This window comes from Rhodopseudomonas pseudopalustris, assembly GCF_900110435.1.
GTDB lineage: Bacteria > Pseudomonadota > Alphaproteobacteria > Rhizobiales > Xanthobacteraceae > Rhodopseudomonas > Rhodopseudomonas pseudopalustris.
Map to the genome: position 1 here is coordinate 427,985 of NZ_FODT01000004.1, position 24,078 is coordinate 452,062.

At 64.3% G+C, this 24,078-nt stretch carries 19 protein-coding genes and 1 riboswitch; of the genes, 16 read left to right on the forward strand and 3 right to left on the reverse strand.

Annotated elements, in window-relative coordinates:
- Window positions 1-316: 316 nt before the first annotated feature.
- Window positions 317-423, forward strand: a riboswitch (guanidine-I (ykkC/yxkD leader).
- A gap of 74 nt (window positions 424-497) precedes the next feature.
- From BMY71_RS10865 to uca, 6 genes are read left to right on the forward strand one after another with little or no spacing between them, the layout of a single operon-like run.
- Window positions 498-1,568: a putative urea ABC transporter substrate-binding protein gene (locus BMY71_RS10865; RefSeq protein ID WP_011502600.1), complete on the forward strand. Its 1,071-nt coding sequence runs from the start codon at window positions 498-500 to the stop codon at window positions 1,566-1,568.
- Window positions 1,569-1,601: 33 nt separating this feature from the next.
- Window positions 1,602-2,420, forward strand: a complete 819-nt coding sequence (locus tag BMY71_RS10870; protein WP_092683624.1) for an ABC transporter permease — start codon at window positions 1,602-1,604, stop codon at window positions 2,418-2,420.
- Window positions 2,417-3,208 (forward strand): ABC transporter ATP-binding protein, encoded by a 792-nt coding sequence (locus BMY71_RS10875; protein WP_092683626.1) that lies wholly within the window; start codon window positions 2,417-2,419, stop codon window positions 3,206-3,208. The genes BMY71_RS10870 and BMY71_RS10875 overlap by 4 nt, the downstream gene beginning before the upstream one ends.
- Before the next feature lie 39 nt (window positions 3,209-3,247).
- Entirely contained in the window at window positions 3,248-4,090 is an 843-nt protein-coding gene (locus BMY71_RS10880) for an urea amidolyase associated protein UAAP1 (protein ID WP_092683628.1), read from the forward strand.
- Between the two features lie 2 nt (window positions 4,091-4,092).
- Complete coding sequence (locus tag BMY71_RS10885) at window positions 4,093-4,728, forward strand: urea amidolyase associated protein UAAP2 (RefSeq protein ID WP_092683630.1); 636 nt, start codon at window positions 4,093-4,095, stop codon at window positions 4,726-4,728.
- A 2-nt stretch (window positions 4,729-4,730) separates the two neighbouring features.
- Window positions 4,731-8,282, forward strand: a complete 3,552-nt coding sequence (gene uca / locus BMY71_RS10890; RefSeq protein ID WP_092683632.1) for an urea carboxylase — start codon at window positions 4,731-4,733, stop codon at window positions 8,280-8,282.
- Window positions 8,283-8,361: 79 nt separating this feature from the next.
- On the opposite strand, the gene BMY71_RS10895 is transcribed toward uca, so the two are convergent.
- Together BMY71_RS10895 and BMY71_RS10900 are read right to left on the reverse strand one after the other, a co-directional pair.
- The gene (locus tag BMY71_RS10895; RefSeq protein ID WP_092683634.1) at window positions 8,362-10,689 is read right to left on the reverse strand and encodes a Tex family protein; all 2,328 of its coding nucleotides are present in this window, start codon (window positions 10,687-10,689) and stop codon (window positions 8,362-8,364) included.
- A gap of 196 nt (window positions 10,690-10,885) precedes the next feature.
- On the reverse strand, window positions 10,886-12,010 hold the full coding sequence (locus BMY71_RS10900) for an acyltransferase family protein (protein WP_092683636.1): 1,125 nt from the start codon (window positions 12,008-12,010) through the stop codon (window positions 10,886-10,888).
- Between the two features lie 301 nt (window positions 12,011-12,311).
- On the opposite strand from BMY71_RS10900, the gene BMY71_RS10905 reads away from it, so the two are divergent.
- The 5 genes from BMY71_RS10905 (at window position 12,312) to BMY71_RS10925 (ending at window position 16,825) form a co-directional block, all read left to right on the forward strand.
- Window positions 12,312-12,476: a Flp family type IVb pilin gene (locus tag BMY71_RS10905; protein WP_244526025.1), complete on the forward strand. Its 165-nt coding sequence runs from the start codon at window positions 12,312-12,314 to the stop codon at window positions 12,474-12,476.
- 484 nt (window positions 12,477-12,960) lie between these two features.
- Window positions 12,961-13,833 carry a DUF6662 family protein gene (locus tag BMY71_RS10910; RefSeq protein ID WP_347336027.1) on the forward strand — a complete coding sequence of 291 codons (873 nt, stop codon included), beginning with the start codon at window positions 12,961-12,963 and terminating at the stop codon, window positions 13,831-13,833.
- Window positions 13,834-13,969: 136 nt separating this feature from the next.
- Complete coding sequence (locus tag BMY71_RS10915) at window positions 13,970-15,352, forward strand: hypothetical protein (protein ID WP_092683642.1); 1,383 nt, start codon at window positions 13,970-13,972, stop codon at window positions 15,350-15,352.
- Window positions 15,353-15,365: 13 nt separating this feature from the next.
- Window positions 15,366-16,187, forward strand: a complete 822-nt coding sequence (locus BMY71_RS10920; protein WP_092683644.1) for a COG3904 family protein — start codon at window positions 15,366-15,368, stop codon at window positions 16,185-16,187.
- A 152-nt stretch (window positions 16,188-16,339) separates the two neighbouring features.
- A complete protein-coding gene (locus BMY71_RS10925) occupies window positions 16,340-16,825 on the forward strand; it encodes a hypothetical protein (protein ID WP_092683646.1) in 486 nt (161 codons plus the stop codon).
- 318 nt (window positions 16,826-17,143) lie between these two features.
- Here the strand turns inward: BMY71_RS10925 and BMY71_RS10930 are convergent, their stop codons facing one another.
- Complete coding sequence (locus BMY71_RS10930) at window positions 17,144-19,261, reverse strand: hybrid sensor histidine kinase/response regulator (RefSeq protein WP_011502613.1); 2,118 nt, start codon at window positions 19,259-19,261, stop codon at window positions 17,144-17,146.
- 186 nt (window positions 19,262-19,447) lie between these two features.
- On the opposite strand from BMY71_RS10930, the gene BMY71_RS10935 reads away from it, so the two are divergent.
- The 5 genes from BMY71_RS10935 (at window position 19,448) to BMY71_RS10955 (ending at window position 24,074) form a co-directional block, all read left to right on the forward strand.
- Window positions 19,448-19,762, forward strand: a complete 315-nt coding sequence (locus tag BMY71_RS10935) for a c-type cytochrome (RefSeq protein ID WP_011502614.1) — start codon at window positions 19,448-19,450, stop codon at window positions 19,760-19,762.
- A 109-nt stretch (window positions 19,763-19,871) separates the two neighbouring features.
- Entirely contained in the window at window positions 19,872-21,011 is a 1,140-nt protein-coding gene (locus BMY71_RS10940) for an acyl-CoA dehydrogenase family protein (protein ID WP_011502615.1), read from the forward strand.
- Window positions 21,012-21,149: 138 nt separating this feature from the next.
- Window positions 21,150-22,304, forward strand: coding sequence for an acyl-CoA dehydrogenase family protein (locus BMY71_RS10945; protein WP_011502616.1), 1,155 nt, complete (start codon window positions 21,150-21,152; stop codon window positions 22,302-22,304).
- Window positions 22,305-22,432: 128 nt separating this feature from the next.
- Window positions 22,433-23,083: a glutathione S-transferase family protein gene (locus tag BMY71_RS10950; protein ID WP_092683648.1), complete on the forward strand. Its 651-nt coding sequence runs from the start codon at window positions 22,433-22,435 to the stop codon at window positions 23,081-23,083.
- A gap of 163 nt (window positions 23,084-23,246) precedes the next feature.
- Window positions 23,247-24,074: a helix-turn-helix domain-containing protein gene (locus BMY71_RS10955; RefSeq protein ID WP_011502618.1), complete on the forward strand. Its 828-nt coding sequence runs from the start codon at window positions 23,247-23,249 to the stop codon at window positions 24,072-24,074.
- The last annotated feature ends 4 nt before the right edge of the window (window positions 24,075-24,078 follow it).

Sequence of the window (24,078 nt, forward strand, 5' to 3'; positions counted from 1 at the left end):
ACGTATCCCGGCTCTTTCTTGATTTGTGTTCGGGAGGTTACGCGGGTTGACGCGCCTCGGTCGGAGTCAATCCGGGTCCGAGAGCGGCGCCGAACTAACATGATACCAGTCCACGTGAAGAAAACGCGGCAAGCCAAGTTGTCAGCTCTGATTGTGATTCCATCAGAACCAAACAGCTTCGGGGTGCGATCCGGGCGAGCTGGATGGATGTGGCTAGGTTTTCACCGCGTTGACCAAACAAGCGTCGTTGGTTGCTCATTGTTTGAGCCGGGGTGCGCTTCCCAACACCTGTTAGCTGAGGCACAGTCGATAACAGAGAGTTGGTAGCTAGGGTTCCGGCCTTGTCTGAAGGCGCTGGTCCGAGAGCTGCCCCCCGAAGGGAGAAATCCTTCGGACGCACGGCGGGACAAAAGCCCGGGAGGCCTCGTAAGCCGAGGAATTGGCAAACGATGGTCCGTTTCAATTCCTCATTGTACTCGATTGTGAGGAATTGACCGATGCGGAAACCTAGCTTGATCTATTCCCTGATCATCGCCGGCTCGATCGTCGCGCTCTCCGCGGCCGGGGCCTCGGCTGCCCCGAAGAAGGACTTCAAGGTCGCCTGGTCGATCTATGTCGGCTGGATGCCGTGGGGTTACGCCGCCGACACCGGCATCGTCAAAAAATGGGCCGACAAATACGGCATCACCATCGAGGTGAAGCAGTTCAACGACTACGTCGAGTCGATCAACCAATACACCGCCGGCGCCTATGACGCGGTGACGATCACCAACATGGACGCGTTGTCGATCCCCGCCGCGGGTGGCGTCGATACCACCGCCGTGGTGATGGGGGACTTCTCCAACGGCAACGACGCGGTGATCCTGAAGGGCAAGGCCGATCTCGCCGCGATCAAGGGGCAGAAGGTCAACCTGGTCGAATTCTCGGTCTCGCACTATCTGCTGGCGCGCGCGCTGGAGAGCAAGCAGCTCAGCGAGAAGGACATCAAGGTCGTCAACACCTCCGACGCCGACCTCGCCGCGGCTTACAAGACGGCGGACGTCACCGCTGTGGTTACCTGGAATCCGATCGTCTCGGAAATCCTGTCCGCTCCCGACGCCAAGAAGGCATTCGACTCCTCGCAAATCCCCGGCGAGATCATGGATCTGATGGTCGCCAACAGCGCAGTGGTGAAGGACAATCCGGACTTCGCCAAGGCTCTGGTCGGGATCTGGTACGAGACTATCGCCAAGATGAACGCGACCGGCGACGAGGGCAAGGCCGCCAAGGAAGCGATGGCGAAAGCCTCCGGCACTGATCTCGCCGGCTTCGACAGCCAGCTCGCCTCGACCAAATTGTTCGACAAGGCTGCGGAGGCGGAAGCGTTCACCAGGAGCGCCACGGTCGGCACGACCATGGATCGCGTCCGCAAATTCCTGTTCGAGAAGGACCTGCTCGGCAAGGGCGCGAAGTCGGCTGACGCGGTCGGCATCGAACTGGCGGACAAGACGGTGCTCGGCGACAAGTCGAACGTAAAGCTGCGCTTCGACGCGACCTACATGGACGCCGCCGCCAAGGGCAAGCTGTGAGCCGGTAGCGCAAGGCAGATTCGGAGCGTGGCGATGCGCCTCATCAATCTCAGACCCGGACGGCAACTGGCCTTCTACATGGCCGCGTTGCCGTTCGTGCTGGTGGCGATCGCCTACGTCCTCGGCTCCGAGGCGCGGTTGGCGGAGAACCCCAACGACAAATTACTTCCTGCGCTGTCCAGCATGGCGCAGGCCGTGAAGCAGATGGCGTTTCAGGTCGACGCCCGTACCGGCAGCTACCTGATGTGGTCGGATACATTCGCGAGCCTCGTGCGCCTGCTCTCGGCGCTCGCGATTTCGACCTCGCTGGCGCTGCTGTTCGGCATCGTCGTCGGATTGTTGCCGGCTGCGAACGCGATGCTCGGCGCCTTTGTCTCGGTGACGTCGATGGTGCCGCCGCTGGCGCTGCTGCCGATCCTGTTCATCGTGATGGGGCTCGGCGAAAACGCCAAGATTGCGCTGATCGTGATCGGCACGCTGCCGTGCATGATCCGCGATCTGGCGATGAAAGTGCTCGAACTCCCGCGCGAGCAACTGATCAAGGCGCAGACGCTCGGGGCCTCGACCTGGCAGATCGCGCTGCGCGTGGTGCTGCCGCAGATCATGCCGCGACTGATCGATTCCCTCCGGCTGCAACTCGGACCGGCCTGGCTGTTTCTGATCGCGGCCGAGGCGATCGCGTCCGACTCCGGGCTCGGCTATCGGATATTTCTGGTGCGGCGCTATCTGGCGATGGACGTGATCATCCCCTACGTCGCCTGGATCACGCTGCTGGCTTTCGCGATGGATTTCGCGCTGCGGCTCATCCAGCGCAAGACGTTTCCCTGGTTCGCGTCGGTGAGGGCGGAATGAGCGCGATCCGATTCGACGGCGTCTGGAAGGAATATGGCGACCACATCGTGCTGGAGCGCATCACGATCGACGTGGCGCCACGTGCTTTCGTCGCTTTGGTTGGTCCCTCCGGCTGCGGCAAGACCACCTTCCTGCGTATGCTGCTCGGCGAGGAGACGCCGACCCGTGGCCGCATCCTGATCGACGGAAAGCCGTTGCGGCCGGAGCCCGACGCCGACCGCGGCGTGGTGTTCCAGCGCTATTCGGTGTTTCCGCATCTCACCGTGTTGCAGAACGTATTACTTGGCCGCGAGCTGAAAGAGTCGAAATGGCTCGGGCGGTTGTTCGGCGGGGCGAAGCGCGCTGCGACAGAGCAGGCGATGGTGTTGCTTGATGAAGTTGGACTGAAGGGCCACGAGGACAAATATCCTTCGGCGCTGTCCGGCGGGATGCAACAGCGACTGGCATTGGCGCAGGCGATCATGCGCGGGCCGAAAATCCTGCTGCTCGATGAGCCGTTCGGCGCGCTCGATCCCGGCATCCGCAGCGAGATCCACGAACTGATGAAGCGGCTGTGGAACGAGACCGAACTCACCGTGGTGATGGTGACGCACGATCTCAGCGAAGCGTTCCGGCTGGCCAGCCGGGTGGTCGCGTTCGAGCGTCATCGCAACCGCCCGGAGGAGCGCGAGCGCTACGGTGCCACCATTTCCCGCGATCTCGAGATCTATCCGCGGCGCACGGCGCAGCCGAGGCCGCCGCTTTCGATCCGCTCCGGCCGGGACGACCCGGCCGAACAGGGAGCATGAGCCGGGACGACCCGGCGTTTGTCTGATGTGAGGACATCCATGATCCTGACCGAGCAAGATAAGGCCGAAGTCGAAGCCAACCGCCGACGTTACGAACAGCACAAGGCGATGGGCCAGCAACAGGCCTCGAAGGCGTTGCCGCCGCCGACGCCGCGCGACGGCGCACCGATTTCAGCGGATGCGATCATTCATCGCGAAGTAATCCCCGGCGGTTGGTACACCGTGACCAAGCTCAACCGCGGCGAAGCGCTGCGGATCGTCAACGCGAGCGGCAAGGCCTGCGTCAGCATCCAGGCCTGGAATGCCGATGATCCGAGCGAGCGGCTGAACCACGCCGACACGATCAAAGTGCAATGGGCCGCTTCGTTGCGCAAAGGCCGTGTGATCCTGTCCGATATGGGGCGCGTGCTGTTCTCGATCATCCAGGACAGCGGCGCTGCGCATGACACGCTGGCCGGCGGCTCCAATGCTGCAACAAACGCCGCACGCTATGGCGCCGGGAGTTTCCGCAACACCCGCGATAACTTCATCCTCGCGGCTGGAAAGCTCGGGCTCGACCGTCGCGACGTGCATCCCTGCATCACCTTCTTTGCGCCGGTCAGCGTCGATGCGCAGGGGCGCTTCGAATGGCAGGGCGAGCGCCGCAACCCGGACGACTTTGTCGACCTGCGCGCCGAACTCGATCTGCTGGTTGCTCTCTCGAATTGTCCGCATCCACTCGATCCATCTCCGGACTACGCGCCGGGACAGGTGGAAATCGTGCGTTACCAGGCGCCCGAACCTGAAGATGACGATCTGTGCCGCACGGTGAGTCTGGAAGCCAAGCGCGCATTTGAGAACAATGCGTTCTGGCTGGCCGCCGGCGTCTCGGGGAGGATTTGATCATGGCCCCGATTCCCGCTTCCGCCCGCATCGTGCTCGATGCCACCGTTCCCGCCCGCGCTCCGTGGTCGGCGACGATCCGCAAGGGACAGACCTTGCGGATTGTCGACAGTCACGGCCAACAGGCTGTCGACACGCTGTTCTTTGCGGCCGACGATTTCGGCGAACGCTATAGCGGCCAGGACACGTTGCGCGCCCAGGGCGCAGCCTACGTCTCGACCGGCACGCGGATCATGTCGACCGAGGGGCGCACCATGCTGCGCATGGTCGTCGATAGCTGCGGCCTGCACGACACCTCCGCCGGCGCCTGCTCCTGCGAGAGCAATACCGTGCGGTTCGGCCACCAGACCAAATATCTGCACGCCTGCCGTGAGAACTTCCTGATCGAGGCCGCCAAGCACGGCCTGTCGAAGCGCGACATCGTGCCGAACCTGAACTTCTTCATGAACGTACCGATTGATCCCACCGGCAATTTCACCGTGGTCGACGGCGTCTCCAGGCCCGGCGACTATGTCGAGATGGTCGCCGAGATGGATGTGCTCTGCCTGATCTCGAACTGTCCGCAGGTCAACAATCCCTGCAACGGCTTCTTTCCGACGCCGATCCAGGTGGTGATCTACGAGACGAGCGAGGGCTGATCATGTTCGTCAAGGTTCTGATTGCCAACCGCGGCGAAATCGCCTCGCGGATCGGCCGCACGCTGTGCCGGATGGGGATCGCGTCGGTGGCGGTCTATTCCGACGCCGACCGCTTCACCCGCGCCGTGCGCGACGCCGATGAGGCGGTGCGGGTCGGGCCTGCGCCCGCGGCGGAGAGCTATCTCAATGTCGACGCCATCGTCGACGCCTGCCTCGCCACTGGCGCGCAAGCGGTGCATCCCGGCTACGGCTTTCTGTCGGAGAACCGTGGCTTCGCCGAACGACTTGCGCAGCACGGCATCGCCTTTATCGGCCCGCGGCCGGAGCATCTCGATGCCTTCGGCCTGAAGCACAAGGCTCGTGAGATCGCGCAGCAAAGTGGCGTTCCACTGCTGCCGGGCTCGGATTTGCTGGAGACGATCGATGACGCGCTGGTGGAGGCCGCGCGGATCGGCTTTCCCTTGATGTTGAAGAGCACCGCCGGTGGCGGCGGCATCGGCATGCAGCTTTGCCATGATGAAGCAACGCTGCGCGAGCGCTTCGCCACCGTGCAGCGCACCGCGCGCGCCAGTTTTGGCGATGCGCGGGTCTATCTCGAACGCTACGTCGCGATCGCCCGCCATATCGAGGTGCAGATTTTTGGCGACGGCAAAGGTCATGTGGTGGCGCTCGGCGAGCGCGACTGCTCGCTGCAACGGCGCAATCAGAAAGTGGTCGAAGAAACCCCGGCGCCGGGCATTTCGGAAGAGATGCGCCGACGGTTGCATCAGGCCGCGGTGACGCTCGGGCAGAGCGTCGCTTACGAATCCGCCGGCACCGTGGAGTTCATCTACGACGTCGAGCGTGAGGATTTCTATTTCCTCGAGGTCAACACCCGACTGCAGGTCGAGCATCCGGTTACAGAGGCGGTGTTCGGTATCGACCTGGTGGAATGGATGGTGCGGCAGGCCGCTGGAGATAGTCCGCTCGTCAGCTACAAGCCGCGCGAACCCGAGGGCGCGGCGATCGAAGTGCGGCTCTACGCCGAAAATCCCAACGCCGGCTTCCGCCCCAGCGCTGGCCGACTGACCCGAGTGTCGTTTCCGGAAACTGCGCGGATCGACGGTTGGATCGAGACGGGGGTCGAGGTGACGCCGTTCTACGATCCGATGCTGGCGAAGATCATCGTTCATGCCGAGGACCGACCGCGCGCGATCCGGAAGCTGATCGATGCTCTGGATCGGTCGATCGTCGCAGGCATCGAAACCAACATCGATTACTTGCGCGCGATCGTCGCCGCCGAAGTGTTTCAGAGCGGCCGTGTCGCCACCAATGTGCTGGCGAATTTCGGGTTTGCGCCGAACACCATCGACGTGCTGGCGCCGGGCGCACAATCGGGGCTGCAGGAATTGCCGGGGCGGCTGCATCTATGGCATGTCGGCGTGCCGCCGAGCGGGCCGATGGACGAGCGCTCGTTCCGGCTCGCCAACCGCATCGTCGGCAATCCGGAGACCACCGCCGCGCTGGAATTGACGGTGAACGGCCCGACGCTGCGCTTCAATACCGAGGCGGTGGTGGCGCTGGCCGGTGCGCGGATGATTGCGAAGCTGGATGGCGTCGAGGTTCCGCATCACGCGCCGCTCGCCATCAAGCCCGGCCAGACGCTGGCGATCGGCAAGGTCGATGGACCCGGCCAGCGCTGCTACCTCGCGGTGCGCGGCGGCTTCGATGCGCCGGAATTCCTCGGCTCGCGCGCGGTGTTCATGCTTGGTGCGTTCGGAGGCCATGCGACCGGCGCGCTGAAGGCCGGTGACGTGCTGCACATCGCGACGCCTCACGTCTCGCTGCCGGCGCCGCGGGCCGCATCGCCGGCAGAGCTTCCGCCGCTCACCCGCGAATGGCGTCTCGGTGTGATCTACGGCCCGCACGGCGCGCCGGACTTCTTCCGCGAGGACGACATCGCGACGCTGTTCGAGGCGAATTACGAGGTGCATTTCAATTCGGCGCGGACCGGCGTGCGGTTGATCGGTCCGAAGCCGCAATGGGCGCGGACCGATGGCGGCGAGGCAGGGCTGCATCCGTCCAATATCCACGACAATGCTTATGCGATCGGGTCGATCGATTTCACCGGCGACATGCCGATCATCCTCGGTCCCGACGGGCCGAGTCTCGGCGGCTTCGTCTGTCCGGCAGTGGTGGCGCGCGAGGAGTTGTGGAAGATTGGTCAGCTCAAGCCCGGCGACAAGCTTCGCTTCGTGCCGGTGCAGCGCGCGGACGATCCGGTGGTGGGGCCTACGGTGATGCGTGCGCCGGCCGAACTCGGCTCGGCGATCGTCGGCCGCCACGACGATAGCGAAATTCCAGTGGTGTATCGCCGCGCCGGCGACGACAATCTGCTGGTTGAATACGGGCCGATGGAGCTGGACATCGCGCTTCGTCTGCGGGTGCATGTGCTCGCAGAGGCGGTGACGCGGGCGCAGCTGCCTGGGCTGATCGATCTCACACCGGGGATCCGCTCGTTGCAGATTCACTATGACAGCACCCGGCTGTCGCGCCGCAAGCTGCTCGATACGCTGGCTGAGCTGGAGCGTGACCTGCCGCCGGTCGATGCGATGCAGGTGCCGAGCCGCATCGTGCATCTGCCGCTGTCGTGGAACGATCCGCAGGCGGTGCTGGCGATGCGCAAATACCAGGAGCTGGTGCGGCCGGACGCGCCCTGGTGTCCGTCCAACATCGAGTTCATCCGCCGCATCAATGGTCTTGCCGACGAGGAGGCGGTCAAGCGTATCGTATTCGACGCGAGCTATTTGGTGCTCGGCCTCGGCGACGTCTATCTCGGCGCGCCGGTGGCGACGCCGGTCGATCCGCGGCACCGCCTGGTGACCACCAAGTACAATCCGGCGCGGACCTGGACGCCGGAGAACGCGGTTGGCATCGGCGGCGCCTATATGTGCATCTACGGCATGGAAGGGCCGGGCGGTTATCAGCTGTTCGGCCGCACCATCCAGATGTGGAACTCGTGGCGCTCGACGCCGGAATTCGCGCCCGGTCATCCCTGGCTGCTGCGGTTCTTCGACCAGATCAGGTTCTTCCCGGTGACGGCGGACGAATTGCTCGAGGCGCGTGCGGCGTTTCCGCATGGCGCCTATCCGTTGAAGATCGAGGAGACCACGTTCTGCTACGCGGACTACAAGGCGTTCCTGGCGCGCGAGGTCGACAGCGTCACGACCGTCAAGGCACGTCAGCAGGCTGCGTTCGAGGCCGAGCGGCAGCGCTGGCGCGACACCCGGATCGAAGAGGTGGTGGAGGATGAATCCGCCTCTGCGCTCGGCTCCGGCGGCGACATCCCCGACGGATGCATCGGCCAGTTCACCGAGGCGCCGGGCAATGTCTGGAAGCTCTCTGTCGCCGAGGGCGAGCGCGTCGAGATCGGCCAGACGTTGGCCGTGATCGAATCGATGAAGATGGAGATCGCCATCGCTGCAACCGCCTGCGGCATCGTCCGGGTGTTGCACACCCGGCCGGGCCAGACCCTGCGCGCCGGCGACCTCCTGTGCGCTCTGGAGACGGCGTGACGTAACTTGGATACAGCGTCGCCGGCATAGCCGGCGATGCCTTTTCACGTCTCAGGACCGCGGCGGCCCGCTTTGCAGGTTACTTCGATCGGTTCTTGCTGCTTTCGGCGGCCTTTGCCAGCGCGGCGGCCAGGGCGCCACCGCCCGCCGGCTCGGGGCGCGGACGATGGCGCTCGACCAGCTTGGCGTTGCCGCCGCCGCCGCTCTGCCGGCGTTCGCCGGCCGCTGGAATCGGATCGGCAAGCCGCAAGGTCAGCCCGATCCGATTGCGTGGCACGTCGACCTCCAGAACCTTGACCTTCACCACCTGGCCCGGCTTCACAACCTCGCGGGGGTCGTTGATGCGCCGCTCGGACATCGCGGAGATGTGGATCAGGCCGTCCTGATGCACACCGATATCGGCGAAGGCGCCGAATGCCGCGACGTTGGTAATCGTCGCCTCGAGGATCATGCCGGGCTTGAGGTCGGTGATCTTCTCGACGCCTTCCTGGAAAGTCGCCGTCTTGAATTCGGGGCGCGGATCGCGGCCGGGCTTCTCCAGTTCCTTCAGAATGTCGGTCACCGTCGGGATGCCGAATTTGTCGTCGGCGAAGGACGCCGGCTGCAGCGACTTCAATTTGCTGGTCTGGCCGATCAGCGCCTTGATGTCGCTTTTGGTCGCCGCCAGAATCTTCTTCACCAGCGGGTAGGCCTCGGGATGCACGCCGGACGCGTCGAGCGGGTTCTCGCCGTCGCGAATCCGCAGGAAGCCGGCGCATTGCTCGAACGCCTTCGGGCCGAGCCGCGGCACTTCCTTGAGCTTGGCGCGGCTCGGGAAGGGGCCGTTGGCGTCGCGGTGCGCGACGATGTTCGTCGCGAGGGTGTCGCCAATGCCGGAGACGCGTGCGAGAAGCGGCGCCGAGGCGGTGTTGAGATCGACGCCGACCGCGTTGACGCAGTCTTCAACCGTGGCGTCGAGCGCGCGCGACAGCGTGTACTGATTGAGATCATGTTGATACTGACCGACGCCGATCGATTGCGGCGGCACCTTCACGAGTTCGCCGAGCGGGTCCTGCAGCCGCCGCGCGATCGAGACCGCGCCGCGGATCGAGACGTCGAGATCGGGAAACTCCTTGGAGGCAAATTCGGACGCCGAGTACACCGAAGCTCCGGCTTCGGAGACGATCGCCTTGGTGAGCTTCAGTTCAGGTTTGAGTTTCATCAGGTCGGCGACGAGCTTTTCGGTCTCGCGCGATGCGGTGCCGTTGCCGATCGCGACCAGTTCGATGCGGTGCTTCACGCAGAGCTGCGCGAGCTCGAACATGCTCTCGTTCCATTTTCGCGCCGGCTCGTGCGGATAAATCGTGGTGTGGTCGACGAACTTGCCGGTCTGGTCGATCACGGCGACCTTCACACCGGTGCGAAAGCCCGGATCGAGGCCCAGCGTCGCGCGTCCGCCTGCGGGGGCGGCGAGCAACAGGTCGCGCAGATTGGCGGCGAACACCCGCACCGCTTCCTTCTCGGCCTGCTGCCAAAGCCGCATCCGCATGTCGAGCGCAAGCCCGGTCTTGATTCGGGTGCGCCACGCCCAGCGCACGCAATCAGACAGGAAGGAATCTGCCGGCCGGCCTTTGCGCGAAATGCTGAAAGTCGCCGCGATGCGGTTCTCGTATTGTGTCGGCTCTTTCGAATCGGGATCCTCGCCGTCGCCGAAATCCAGCGCCAGCACCTCCTCTTTCTCACCGCGCAGCAGCGCCAGAATTCGGTGGGACGGCAGTTTCTCGTAGGGCTCGGAGAAATCGAAATAATCCGCGAACTTCGCGCCGGAGGTCTTCTTGCCGTCGCGAACGGAGGCCTTGATCTTGCCGCGGCTCCACATCGCTTCACGCAGACTGCCGGTGAGGTCAGCGTGCTCGGAGAAGCGCTCGACCAGAATCGAGCGGGCGCCTTCCAGTGCGGCCTTGACGTCCGCAACCGGATGCTCGCCGTCGGTTTTTACGTAAGCCGCGGCCTCGGTCTCCGGATGCTTGTCGGGATTCAACAGCAGCATCTCGGCGAGCGGCTCGAGCCCGGCCTCGCGTGCGATCTGCGCCTTGGTGCGACGCTTCTCCTTGAACGGCAAATAGATGTCTTCGAGCCGCGCCTTGGTGTCCGCCGCAAGCAGGGCTTTCTCGATCTCGGGTGTCAGCTTGCCCTGTTGCTTGATGCTGTCGATGATCGTGATCCGGCGCGCGTCCATCTCGCGCAGATAGCTCAGCCGTTCTTCCAGCGTCCGCAATTGCGAGTCGTCCAGCATCCCCGTCGCTTCCTTGCGATATCGCGCGATGAACGGGACGGTCGATCCGCCGTCGAGCAGGTCGATGGCGGCCTGGACCTGCTCTTCACGGACGGCGAGTTCTGTAGCGATGACGGACGCGATTTTCGGCACTGAAGGTCTCTCGAAAGGGTGGGCGAGGAGATCGATATGATCACCGCATGCGCGGCGAATCGAAGGCACCGTACGACATCTCGGGATCGAGGTGGACGGCGTCCGTGCGGCGGCCCACAGCCGTCTGCGCGCACGCCGGGGCGCACGGGGGCAGGCGCCGCCGCAATCGGAGACCGGCGAATCTTTTCCCCAGACTTCAGCCCGCCGGCGGCCGCGGGACGAGCAGGGCGCGGACGCGTTGCCCAAGGCGAATTCCGGGCAGTTCGACGAAATTGTGGCAAATGTTGGCAAGCGCCAACGCGACCGCCGTGCTCACGACGAAGAGCAGAAGAGCGACCACCAGCCGCGGCAGTCCGACATCCTGGATCATCCAGATCAGAAACTCCGGATGATTCCACACCGGCGTGATCGTCAGGAAATGGAACAGGTAGTAGCTGAACGACAGCTTGCCCAGCCAATGCGCGATCGGATGATCGAGGAGATTGAGCAAGGACGCGCGCGGACCGTAGGCGACCAGATGGATCAGCATCCACGCGCACATTGAATTGACCAGAAAGCGCCAGGTCGAGGCGGGGCCCAGCAGCGGACGCGCTGTGAAGAACAGAATAAGGAAGACCGCGAGCGCGACATTGACCTGGGTCGGTGACAGCCGCGACGCCAGCCGTCCCGACGCTACGGCGCAGAAACAGCCGAAGGTGAAGGCGTAGTAGAATTGCAGCGGCGGATCGCCGAGAATTTTGTGGATGGCCGGATCGAACGACACGACCACCAGGGTCAGCGAGATCGCAATCGACAGCGTGATGCCGAGCGCTGTGCGGCGGATCAGCAGACAATACATCGTGTAGATCAACGGGATCGCGAGCATCTCGAGCTGCAGCGACCACATCACGCCGTTGAGCGAGGTGTCGATCAGCGCCATGTTCTTCAGCACGGTGGACAGCGGGATGGTCGCGCCGGCGAGCGCCATCGCGATGGCGAACAGGCCGATCGCAAAGATGATCGCCGGATACAGCCTGAACAGCCGTGCGATCCCGAAGTCCGCCGCTTGCGCAAACGACGGGTGGGTTTCTTTCGCCAATGAACGGGTCAGCACGAACCCGCTGAGGACGAAGAAGAAGATCACCGCCTGAAGCCCGTCGACGCAATGCACGATCGTCCGGTAGGCGAAACGGCTCAACTCATCGAGTTCGATGCCGGGGTTGGTCAGCAATCCGGTATTCGCCCCCGTCGGCGCCTGAACCACGTGCGACGCCGCGACCAGCAGTGCGGCGACGCCGCGCATCGATTCGAGGCGTGGGATGAAACTGCTGGCTCGGCTCATTCGGAGATGCACCGCAAAGGATCGGAAAAACGACGGTATTGGGCGGGGCTGCGTGCGTAAAGGGTGCGGCCGGAGCCATTCGTATGCTGACGAATCGCAATCGGGTGGAGCAGGGGACAGGTTGCGTTCGGGTCGATACGTTGCGGGCGCTTTGTCGGTTCAGCGCGCATTGATTTCAAGTAAATTCACGGCCTCTCATCGCGCGCTGTTGGTTAGCAGCCGGCCAACCACCCTCAAAGCTCTCGCTTTCCCTTTCCGCAGCGGAGGTGCATCACCTCCGTGCTCGGAAAAGGAAATGGTCATGGGTTCGCTTCTCAACCGATTTTTCGCGGACCGCCGCGGCGCCACCTCGATCGAGTACGCCATCATTGCCGGCGGGATTTGTTTGGTCATCGTCTCGGTCGTCAACGGTCTCGGGGTGCAAACCGGGGCGATGTACACGAATGTCGCCAGCTCTCTGCAATAGCCGCCTGCTGGCCTGGATCGGAATGATCTGATCCGACGCGCAGTGCGCCGATTTGTCAGCGCCGAGACCTCCCCCGGTCGGCGGTGACCAGCCCCGGGGCTTTCCCCGCCAGCCCCGGGGCTTTCTTTTTCGACTATCAATTTCCGTGAGGCGAGCGTTCGATGCCCCGTTGCGGGGCCGTAGAGCGGGACGTCATGATCGCTTTCCAGTTCCACTCCTTTATGCTAATGATTTGCATATGCAAGAAAGATCAAGTCGACAATCGCCGTGGGGAAGGTCGATGCAGTTGATAATGCTGCATAATATGAGGTTTTTGTGGGAATTCGACGCCGTCGCTCCGACGGAAAGGTTATCGTCTGGCCCCCTGACCGCCGTTGCGGCGGCCCTGCGATGTCCGCGCGCGCTGACGGCGCTCCTGTCCGCAGCCACGCTGTTCCTCGGTTTGCCCGGCGCTGTGCCGGCCTTCGCCGGGCAGGAGGAGCCCTTGCGCGCCGGGGGCAAACCGATCCTGGCATTGCCGACTGGCGGCAAGCCTTCGGGGAATGCCGCGGCCTCGGTTCATGCGGACGACGTCGACACGGAGCACATCTTCGGCTTCAGTATGGGGTCGGACATCGGGCGAACGGGCGAGGTCGAACTCGAGATGGAAAATGTCGGGGCGTTTGGCAAGCGCGACGGCAGCTACGCGACGCTGGCGACGCTCAACCAGGTCAAATACACCCTGACTGATCGATTCCGGATTGCGCCGGGCTTTGCGATCGGCGCGCAGCGGATCGACGGCGTCGCGGGCTTCGACGATCGTCACCATGTCAGCTTTAACGGTGCGACGATGGAGTTCCGCTACAAGCTCGTCGACCGCGCGACCGCACCGTTCGGGCTGACGCTGCACGCGCAGCCGGGATGGAGTTGGGTCGACGACGCCAGTGGCCGGCGCGTCGAGCAATATGGCGGCGAGTTTGCGGCTCTGTTCGACCGGGAACTGGTCACCGATCGCTGGTTCGCCGCGTTCAACGTCTGGTATGCGACCGGCGTCACGCGCGAGCTTGCGACCGGCCTCAGCGCTCACGATTCCGAATTCGCGCTGCACGGCGCGCTGTCTTACCAGATAGAGCCGGGCCTGGTGGTCGGCGTCGGGACACGCTACCTGCGCAGCTATGCGGGCGGCGGACTCGACCGTCTCGCCGGCGAAGCGGTCTATGTCGGTCCGACCTTCTCCTACAATCTCACCCATACACTTGGGCTGTCGGGCACCTGGCAGGTCCAGGTCGCGGGCCGCGCGATCGGCGACGGCCGGCGGTTCAACCTCGATCATTTCGAGCGCCATCAGGCGATGCTGCGGATCAACGCGCATTTCTGAGCGACCGAAGGCGTTCTCACGCATGGCGCTGTTGCGGCGTCACCATAATCTGGTCCGATTCCGCAACTAAGCGTTGCGGCGTACGAACCCACGGGGGCGTTGGTCGTGCGCAGTGTCGCACCATTCGGATATGCCCATGCCCCTTGCCGCCGATCCGGCCGCTGTTCCGTCGTCCTCAACGAACTCGCATTCCGTCGGGGCACCAGTTCCCGCGTCGCTGTTGCTGTCGCGCGGCGTCGCCCGGCTCGAGGTGATGCTCAAGCTCACCACGGCGATCCTGGCGCTGGCCGCGGGCGTCTACACTTATCTCGGCGTGCGCGAGCTGCTCAACGGCAGCCCGACCACGGTGTTCTTCGCGGCGCTGATCTATTCGGTCGCGGTGTCGGTCGGCATCTACGCCTTCTGGGTGTTCCTGATGCAGTTCATGCCGCATGTCGTCGATCGAACCGGCCGCGCCTTGATGTTCGGCTGCATGATTCTCGGCTCGCTGATGATCGTGGCAATGTCGTCCTGGTTGAACGCCTCGGCGCTGGCCGGCGCCGCCGCGATCCGCCAGCATCTGGCGATCACGGTGCAGAACTACACCCGCGATCTCGACGCCGCCAACACCAACGCGATCGCCGCGCAGGGGCTGCTGCCGGATATCCAGATCGCGTCGTCACGCTTTGCCAAGCTGGCCGACGCCGAACGCGCCGGCTCGCTCACGGGTACGTCAGGATCGGGCACGGTGGTGCAGCTTCTGACCCAGATGTCCGGCCAGCTCGACAGCCTCGGTAAGGAAGTCGAAGCTTCGGGCAAGCGCGTCTCGGCGCTGTTCGAGGAGGGCGGAAAACACCTCGCCAAGATGCGCGAGTTGGTGTCGGACCGCGGCCCGATCAGCGAGCGCAGCGACGGCTTCGCGACCGAATCCCTGGCGCTGATGGGAGTCATCGCCAATCTGCAGCAGACTTCGGTCGCGCCCGCAGTCAGGCGGGCGGCGACCTCGTTGTCGTCGTCGTTCATCGCGCCCGCGGCCGGCGGCCGCAGCGCCGATCTCGCCGAACGCCAGACGGCGGTGGTCGGCAAGGTCGAGAGCGCTATCGCGGCGCAGGCGGCGTCGCTCGCGGGCGCCGCGGACAAGATCCTCGCTATGCCGCGGATCGAGTCGGCGCGGTTCCAGGCGATGTCGCCGGCCGAAGCCGTGCTGCATTATGCCGGCGATTTCATTCCGAGTTGGGCTGGCGCGATCTCGATCGATCTGATGCCTGCGGTGCTGGTGCTGATCCTGTGCGTCGTACACGCCGCCATCCGGCGCGAGGGCCTGCCGGCAGCGAGCGCATCTGCGATGACCGCGGCCGAGATGATGACGGCGCTGAGGATGGCGCGCGAGGTCGAGCAGGCGAGCCGCGCCGCGCATGCGCCGGTCGAGCCGGGGGTCAGCGAACCGGCCACGGCGCCGGCGGCGGCACCTGCCGAGCCGGCTGTCGCAGCGTTGGACGAGAACGTCACCGCGCTGTCGTCAGCGCGGCACGTCAAGTAAGCGCGGTCGGTCGATGGGCGGCATGGCGGAGCGCTTCCAGCAATGGATGGCCGGCAATCCGGACGATGCGGTGCTGCGCTTGCTGTTCCGTGGGCTGGTCGCAGTCTCGATCGGCGCCTTGGCGTTCGATCTCGCCAGCGCTAATGGCTGGATTGCGCCGGCGGATCTGGCGTCGACGCCCGCCGAACAACGCGAGATCATGCCGGGCGATCTGCCGGCGCTGCCGGCGATCCTGTCGCCTTGGCTGCCGGGTGGCGATCGCCTCGCGCCGCTGCCGCAACCGGACGGCGTGCTCGGCAAGGGAATGACGTTCGAACTGGTCAGCGGTGGGCGGCTCACCGCCACCGGCACGATCACGCCCGGCACGGCCGAGGCTTTCGCCAAGGCGATCGAGCGTCATGGCGAGTACATCAAGACCGTGGTGCTGAATTCGCCGGGCGGCTCGGTCAGCGATGCGCTGACGATGGGGCGACTGATCCGCGACCGCAAGCTCGCGACCTTCGTCGAGGCCGGCAGATATTGCGCGTCGTCCTGTCCACTGGTGTTCTTCGGTGGCGTCGAGCGCCGCGCCGGCGACAAGGCCGCAATCGGTGTGCATCAGGTCTTCGCGGCGAAAACCGCGACGTCTGGCCCGATGCCCCGCGACGAGATGAGCGACGCGCAGCGAATCTCTGCGCGTTGCCAGCGTTATCTGGCCGACATGGGAATCGACCTTCAGGTCTGGATCCACGCAATGGAGACGCCGAAGGATCGGCTGTTCGTGTTCAAGCCGGACGAGCTGAAAAAATTCGCCATCGTCACCGCCCAGCCGCCGGCGCCATCGCAGAAGCCGTAGCATCCCGCTCGCGGTCGCGTCGACGTGTCGCGGCTTTTCGCTCGGATTTCCATTCAAACAACACTTTTTGTGGGTGTCTTGCGCCGGGTTCCCGCAACTTTTGAAGTTCCTTGCGGTTATCGATCGACGGCAACGTTGCATGAGGTTTCGACATGAAGAAGACAGCTCTGGTTCTTGGCGCTGCGGCCACCTTCGTGGTGGCGACAGCCTCGGCGCCTGCACAGGCGTATGACGGTTTCGGCCCCGGCCTGATCGGCGGGCTCGCAGCCGGCGCGCTGATCGCCGGCGTCGCGTCCAATTCCTACGCCTATGGTCCTGGTTACGGCTATTATGGCGGGGGGCCGTATTACCGATCGTCCTATTACGGTCCGCGATACGCCGGCTACTATGGCAGCCCGGGCTATTATGGCGGCGGTGGCTGGGGTTATGCCGGTCCGCGTTACTATGCCCGTCCGCGGGCAGTCTACTACGGCGGTGGCGGCTATTACCGAGGCGGTGGCTACTACCGAGGCGGCGGCTACTACCGGCCCTATGGCGGCTATCGCCAGTCCTATGGTTACTACGGTGCGCCCGTGATCCGCGCCGGCCATATCGGCGGCCGGTTCGGACATGGTCATCATCATCATCGCCACTGGTAAGCACCGGGAAACTGCGCGGGATCGGCTCAGCCGATCTCGTGAAACCGAAGGCGGTAGCGCACAGCGCTGCCGCCTTCGGTCGTTCTAGGCGCTTGTTCTTTCCTGGCGCGTGCCTAAAGCGTTTCCGGTTCTGATCGAATCAAACCGGAGCTCTATCTTTTGTTCTGACGCATTTTCTGCACGCGAACCGGTGTCCACTTCGCTCGAAAACGCTACAGAAAAAATTGACACCGAAATTGAACCCCGGTTTTCAGGAAATGATCATCCCCAAACAGGAGCTTGGATCAGGATGACGGTTCGAAGATCAGTCATCCTGATCTAGATATGTGTCGTCTCTGCGCTTTGCAGCGCAAGGATCAGCGCCTTGCGCAACGTCTCCAGCGTGTAAGGCTTCTGCAGCAGCGGGAATCCTTCGCTCAGCGCGGATGCGCTGCGGTCGCTGTAACCCGAAGCCAGCACAACCGGCGTCTCCGGATGGTGTTCGCGGATCAGTCGCCCGAGTTCGAGCCCGCTCATTCCCGGCATCACGATGTCGCTGAACACCAGATCGATGTCCTTGCGCTTGTTGAGCAGATCGATCGCGTCTTCCGCAGAGCTGACTTTGACGACTGTGAAGCCGCATTGCTCCGCATAGTCGGTGGCGATTGCCGCCACATCCGGATGGTCCTCCACCAGCAGCAGCGTCGACGACTTCGCCTGCGCGGGCGCCGCATCGGGGACGTCGGGATCCTGTTCCGGGCGCTCCGTCGAACGCGGCAGGAAAAGGTCGAAGCGCGTGCCGCGACCGATGTGGCTGTCGACCGTGATCGCCCCATTCGACTGCTGAGCGAAGCCGTAGATCTGGCTGAGGCCGAGGCCGGTGCCGCGGTCGACCGGCTTGGTGGTGAAGAAAGGTTCGAAGATGCGGTCGCGGATCTCTTCGGCAATGCCGAAGCCGGTGTCGGCGAATCCGAGAACGGCATAGTCGCCGGTCAGCCGGCGCGGCCCGAAGTTCTTCAGTGTCTCCGTCCTGATCGAAATCGTGATACGGCCGCCGTCCGGCATCGCATCGCGGGCGTTGAGCGCGAGGTTGAGCAGCGCGATCTCGAATTCATTGGGATCGATCTGGACAATGATCGGTTCGTCAGGCGGATCGATTTCGATGGCGATGTCGCTGCGCACCGACTGGCGCAGGACGTCGGCGAATTTGGTGACGCTGTCACCGAGGTCGACCAGCTTGGCCGCGACATTGTGGCGGCGCGAAAACGACAGCAATTGCCTGGTCAGGCCGGCGCCCTTGGCGACTGCGGAATCGATCATGTCGAAGGTCCGGCGGTCCTGCAGATCGTTGTGCCGCCGCCGTAGTTTCTGAACCGAACCGCCGACCACCATCAGGAGATTGTTGAAGTCATGCGCGACGCCGCCGGTGAGGCGGCCGAGCGATTCCAGGCGCTGGGATTGCTTCAGCGCGTTCTCGGCCACCTCGCGCCGGCTGGCTTCTTCATAGAGCCGGCGCGTTCGTGCGAGCGCGAGCATCACGATCGCAATCAGTGCGGCGGTGGCAGGCAGGCCGACCAGCAGATAGGCGCCGAGCTGCGACAGCCACGTTGTCCGGATCGCCTTGGTCTCCAGCCCTGCATACACATAGACGGGAAGTTTCGGCAGCTTGCGATAGGCGACGCGCCGCTCGATTCCGTCCAGCGGGGAGACCTGGGTCACGGTGCCCTCGATGCTGCCGGCGGTCATCGCGCTGCCGATCAGGCCGTCCGACTTCTCCGTCAGGTCGGGACGTTCGATGGCGGGGAAGCGGGCGAGGATGGCGCCGTCCTCGCGAACAAGCGCCGCATAGCTGCCGCTCTCGCGGCCGACCTTGGCGTAGAAGCGCTCGAAATACTCGGGCAGAATCGAAGTCTGGATCGCACCGGCGAAGCTGCCGTCCGGCGCGTTGCGGCGCACGCTGACGCTGAAGAACGGGGCGCCGCCATAGGGCGGGCGCGGCTGCAGCGCGCGGCCCACGAACAGGCCGATATCCTTGCCGACATGCGCTTTGAAGTAGTCGCGATCGGAGAATTGGGTTCGCGGCGACGGGTAAAGCAGGGTGTTGACCAGCGTCTGCCCGTCCTTGTCGAATATCCACATCGACTTGATCTGATCGGAGCCGCCAACCAATCGGTTCAGCCGGGCGTGAAGCGCGCCCTCATTGGCGCGGATCTGATCGTCCGTCATGTCGCGGATGACCTCGCCGGTTTCCGCGATCGAGCGCTCCACCGATTCGAAGATCTTCAGCGCATGTTCGGTGATGATGTCGCGGGTCTTGTCGATCTGCCCGTCGGCGCTGGCGTCGTTGGAGCGGTAGGCGAGCCAGGCCGCGTAACCGAACAGCGCCACCGGCAGCACCGCCGACGCGATCAGGATCGCGCGCAACAGACGAAGCGAATCGCGTTGGGCCGTCAGCATGGGTCACGAGGGACGAAGTTTGCTGCCATTGGCTGTCAATTAAGCACCTTTCGCCATTGCAGGAAACTGTTGTACGCCACCGGCAGGCATGGTGCTATTCCCAGAAGCAGTTGCCGTACACAGCGGCGATGATTCTGGTTTGATTCTGCGCGGACGCCTGCCGGACCGCCGCACGAGGGGGTTGTCATGCGCGCCTTGACTTTCGGGCTTCCGTTGCTGCTGCTCGCCGGCGTTTGCACTCCATCGTTCGCGGCTGACGCCGACAACGGCGAAACGCTGGCCAAGCGCTGGTGCACCAGCTGCCACGTGGTTTCGGACGAGCAGCGCAAGGGCTCAGACCTCGCACCGTCTTTCGCCTCGATCGCGTCCCGGCCGGGTTTCGATGAGCATACGCTCGCCACCTTCCTGCTCGAACCGCATCCGAAAATGTCCGGGATGGCGCTGAGCCGCACCGAGACCAAGAACCTCGCCGCCTATATCGCCGAGCAGAAGCGGCCGTGAGCCGAGCGCGCGTCGGCTGAACCACGCGCCTCTGTCAGCGTCTCGACGCAAGTGAGGTTGACACTTTCCCGGCATCTTCGCGGTCCTCGGACTGCTCGCGGGTGCAACATTGACCAACTCTCTCTTCTATACCGCCGATCACATCGCCTTCCGCGACGTGATGCGCCGCTTCGTGCAAAAGGAGATCGAGCCTTACGCCACTGAGTGGGACGAGGCCGGCGGCTTTCCGCGCGAACTATACGAAAAGGCCGCGGCGATCGGACTGCTCGGTCTCGGCTTTCCGGAAGAATACGGCGGCACGCCGACCGACCAGTTCATGTGGATCGTGGCTACGCAGGAACTGGCGCGGGCCGGCGCCGGCGGCGTCAGCGCCAGCCTCAACAGCCATTCGATCGGCGCGCCGCCGATCGCGCGCGCGGGCTCCGCCGCACTGAAGGCGCGGGTGCTGCCCGAGATTCTGTCCGGCAAGAAGATCTCGGCACTGGCGATCACCGAACCGTCGGGCGGCTCCGACGTCGCCAATCTGCGCACCACCGCGAAGCGCGACGGGGACCACTACATCGTCAACGGCGAGAAGACCTTCATCACTTCGGGGATGCGCGCCGACTACATCACCACCGCGGTGCGGACCGGCGGTGACGGCCCCGGCGGCGTCAGCCTGCTGTTGATTCCGGGCGATACGCCCGGGCTGACGCGGACGTCCCTGAAGAAAATGGGCTGGTGGGCGTCCGATACCGCGACGCTGCATTTCGACAATTGCCGCGTGCCGGCCGGCAATCTGCTGGGGCAGGAAGGCGCCGGCTTCATGATCATCATGCTGAACTTCAACAGCGAGCGGCTGTCGATGGCGGCAGGCTGCATCGCCGCATCGCGGGTCTGCCTCGACGAGGCTTCGGCTTACGCGAAGGAGCGCGTGACCTTCGGCAAACCGCTGTCCAAGCATCAGGTGATTCGTCACAAGCTGGTCGACATGGCGCAGCGGATCGCGGCGTCGCAGGCGATGCTGGAGCTGCTGGCCTGGCGGGTGCAGCAGGGCGAAAGTCCGATCGCCGAAATTTGTATGCTGAAGAACCAGGCGACGCAGACCATGGCGTTCTGCGCATCCGAGGCGGTGCAGATCTTCGGCGGCGCCGGCTTCATGCGCGGCGTCAAGGTCGAGCGCATCTACCGCGAGGTCAAGGTCAACGCCATCGGCGGCGGCACCGAAGAGATCATGAAGGATCTCGCCAGCCGGCAGATGGGGCTTTAGCGCCAAGGGGAGTCATTCCGGGGCGCGCGCAGCGCGAAGCCGGAATCCCGCGGTGATAACCACGAACGACAACAACAACCGAGATTCCGTGTTCGCCCGCCTACGGCGTGCGCCCGGAATGACCAGGGAAGAAATCAGATGCTGTTCACTGCCGATCACGAAGAACCCCGCCGCATCCTGCAGAAATTCATCGCCGCCGAAATCAACCCCCATGTCGATGAATGGGAGAAGGCCGGCATCTTTCCGGCGCACGAACTGTTCAAGAAGCTCGGCGATCTCGGCTTTCTCGGGCTGAACAAGCCGGTTGAATATGGCGGGCAGGGACTTGATTACTCCTACGCGCTGATGATGGCCGAAGAGCTCGGCGCCATCAATTGCGGCGGCGTGCCGATGGCGATCGGCGTGCAGACCGACATGGCGACGCCGGCGCTGGCGAAGTTCGGCTCCGACGCATTGCGTCGCGAGTTTCTGGCGCCCGCGATCGCCGGCGACATGGTCGCCTGCATCGGCGTGTCCGAGCCCGGAGCCGGCTCCGATGTCGCCGCAATCAAGACCACCGCGCGCTCCGACGGCGACGACTATGTCATCACCGGCGGCAAGATGTGGATCACCAACGGCACTCAGGCCGACTGGATTTGCCTGCTGTGCAACACCGGGGACGGCCCGATCCATCGCAACAAGTCGCTGATCTGCGTGCCGATGAACAGCAAGGGCGTCACCATCGCGCGCAAGCTCGACAAGATGGGGATGCATTCGTCCGACACCGCGCAGATTCACTTCGACGAGGTGCGGGTGCCGAAGCGCAACCGGATCGGCGAAGAGGGACTGGGATTCACCTATCAGATGGTGCAATTCCAGGAGGAGCGGCTATGGGGCGCGGCTGCCTGCCTGAAGGCGCACGAGGGAACGATCCAGGAGACGATCGAGTACACCCGCAACCGCAAGGCGTTCGGCAAGCCGCTGCTCGACAATCAGGTGATCCATTTCCGACTCGCCGAATTGCAGACCGAGGTCGAATTGCTGCGTGCGCTGGTGTATCGCGCCGCCGAAGCGCTGGTCGCCGGTCAGGACGTCACGCAACTCGCGACGATGGCCAAGCTCCGCGCCGGCCGGCTCGGCCGCGAACTACCGGATGCCTGCCTGCAATTCTGGGGTGGCATGGGATTCATGAACGAGACGCTGGTCAGCCGTTCCTATCGCGACTCGCGCCTGACGTCGATCGGCGGCGGGGCCGACGAAGTGATGCTCGGCATCCTGTGCAAGATGATGGGGACGCTGCCAGGGAAACAGTGATCGTTTCCGAAGGTGCGGTCGCACTGATCGCGGAGCTGACGTCTCCCCGGACGCGGGGAGACGGGCGCGCTATGCTATAAGGCGACGTCATCGATGGCGACAACAACAACGAAAGGGACGGAAACCACATGATCACGCTGTACCATTGCCATGGCGCGCGCTCGTTCCGGCCGCTGTGGATGCTGGAAGAACTCGGGCTCGATTACGAGTTGAAGATGCTGCCGTTCCCGCCGCGGATGTTCGCCAAGGAGTATCTTGCGATCAACCCGCTCGGCACCATCCCGTTCCTGATCGACGGCGACACCAGGATGACGGAGTCCTCCGGCATCTGCCACTACCTCGGCTCCAAATACGGCCCGACGCCGCTGGTGCTCGATATCGGCGAGCGGGAGTACGGCGCGTATCTCAACTGGATGTTCTTCAGCGATGCGACGCTGACCTTTCCGCAGACGCTCGTGCTGCGCTACAGCACGCTCGAGCCGAACGAGCGCCGGCAGCCGCAGGTGGTCGAGGACTACGCCAAGTGGTTTCTCGGCCGGCTGCGTGCGGTCGAGGCGGCCGCAGGCCAGACCGAATGGCTGTGCGCAGGGCGCTTCACCGCTGCCGATGTGGTGATCGGCTATGCGCTGCGGCTCGCGGAAAATCTCGGACTCGCGAAGGATTTCGGTCCGAACGTCGCCGCCTATTGGCAGAGGCTGCAACAGCGCGAGGGCTATCGCCGAGCGCTGGAGGCGGAGATTCGCGCCGGCGACGAGCAGAAGGTCGCGCGCCGCGCCTGAGGCGGCGGGCGACACGAAGCAGCCTCCACGGCTTACCATTGCGCGCAGTTCCGCGTCATCTCGCCCGGTGACAACAACCGGGTTTGCTGTATTGTCCAACGCGCTCCTCAAGAGAGCCCTGCAGGGATGCAGCAGAAGGGCGGCATCCGCCCCGGGAGGAACGATGAGCGACGACGAATGTCCGGATGCCGGACGCCTGATGTTGATCAGCCCTGAGCGTGTCTTCTATGCAGGTCTGTTGGGCCGGCCGCGGCGGCGGAGCTTTGGCGGCTTTACGTTTTATGTTGCACTGCAAGGGCAGTTGCGGGTCGCCATCGAGGGCCAGGCCGGGCAGGCCGGCGCAATGGCCTATGTGCCGCCTTATCTCGCTCACAACGTTGAAAGCGACTGCCGCTCGGTCATCGCGCTGGTGATCGAGCCGGAGAGCGTGCTGAACTCGCCAATGGCGGCGCTCGGCGCGCGGATCGGCGGCTCCGGCGGCGCAGCGGCGCTCGCGTGCCGTATCCGACAGGCCTATCAGACCCTGGTTGCGACCGGACGGCGCGACGGCTTCACCACGTCCGAATTCGACAATCTGTTCTTCGGTGAAACCCTGCCGGCGCGGAAGATCGACCGGCGCATTGCCGGCGCCGTCGCCCGGCTCAACGACGTGTCCGGCGCGGCGGTCACCGCCGAGGATTGCGCCGCCGCGGCCAACCTGTCGCAATCGCGCTTCCTGCATCTGTTCAAGGACGAGACCGGCGTCTCGTTCCGCGCGCTGCGCGCCTGGAAACGCGCGCGGCATCTGCTGCATTTCGTCAACGCCGATATCAACCTCGCGCATCTGGCGCAGGACATCGGCTATCCGGATTCGACTCACTTCAGCCATTCGATCCGGCGGTTCTACGGGCTGCAGCCGCGCGCCATCTTCTCCGGATCGCGCGATCTCGCGATCTGGCGCAGCGATCCGCGGGCTGCGAGCGTTGCGGAATTCCGCCAGGGAAGGCCCTGACCAG

What these genes read in the sequence shown, in the direction of transcription:
- BMY71_RS10900 (WP_092683636.1), bottom strand. Translation starts at nt 12,010, where the DNA reads ATGAGCCGAGCCAGCAGTTTCATCCCACGCCTCGAATCGATGCGCGGC.
- BMY71_RS10885 (WP_092683630.1), top strand. Translation starts at nt 4,093, where the DNA reads ATGGCCCCGATTCCCGCTTCCGCCCGCATCGTGCTCGATGCCACCGTT.
- BMY71_RS10905 (WP_244526025.1), top strand. Translation starts at nt 12,312, where the DNA reads ATGGGTTCGCTTCTCAACCGATTTTTCGCGGACCGCCGCGGCGCCACC.
- BMY71_RS10930 (WP_011502613.1), bottom strand. Translation starts at nt 19,261, where the DNA reads ATGCTGACGGCCCAACGCGATTCGCTTCGTCTGTTGCGCGCGATCCTG.
- BMY71_RS10925 (WP_092683646.1), top strand. Translation starts at nt 16,340, where the DNA reads ATGAAGAAGACAGCTCTGGTTCTTGGCGCTGCGGCCACCTTCGTGGTG.
- BMY71_RS10935 (WP_011502614.1), top strand. Translation starts at nt 19,448, where the DNA reads ATGCGCGCCTTGACTTTCGGGCTTCCGTTGCTGCTGCTCGCCGGCGTT.
- BMY71_RS10870 (WP_092683624.1), top strand. Translation starts at nt 1,602, where the DNA reads ATGCGCCTCATCAATCTCAGACCCGGACGGCAACTGGCCTTCTACATG.
- BMY71_RS10880 (WP_092683628.1), top strand. Translation starts at nt 3,248, where the DNA reads ATGATCCTGACCGAGCAAGATAAGGCCGAAGTCGAAGCCAACCGCCGA.
- BMY71_RS10955 (WP_011502618.1), top strand. Translation starts at nt 23,247, where the DNA reads ATGAGCGACGACGAATGTCCGGATGCCGGACGCCTGATGTTGATCAGC.
- BMY71_RS10875 (WP_092683626.1), top strand. Translation starts at nt 2,417, where the DNA reads ATGAGCGCGATCCGATTCGACGGCGTCTGGAAGGAATATGGCGACCAC.
- BMY71_RS10865 (WP_011502600.1), top strand. Translation starts at nt 498, where the DNA reads ATGCGGAAACCTAGCTTGATCTATTCCCTGATCATCGCCGGCTCGATC.
- BMY71_RS10950 (WP_092683648.1), top strand. Translation starts at nt 22,433, where the DNA reads ATGATCACGCTGTACCATTGCCATGGCGCGCGCTCGTTCCGGCCGCTG.
- BMY71_RS10945 (WP_011502616.1), top strand. Translation starts at nt 21,150, where the DNA reads ATGCTGTTCACTGCCGATCACGAAGAACCCCGCCGCATCCTGCAGAAA.
- BMY71_RS10920 (WP_092683644.1), top strand. Translation starts at nt 15,366, where the DNA reads ATGGGCGGCATGGCGGAGCGCTTCCAGCAATGGATGGCCGGCAATCCG.
- uca (WP_092683632.1), top strand. Translation starts at nt 4,731, where the DNA reads ATGTTCGTCAAGGTTCTGATTGCCAACCGCGGCGAAATCGCCTCGCGG.
- BMY71_RS10915 (WP_092683642.1), top strand. Translation starts at nt 13,970, where the DNA reads ATGCCCCTTGCCGCCGATCCGGCCGCTGTTCCGTCGTCCTCAACGAAC.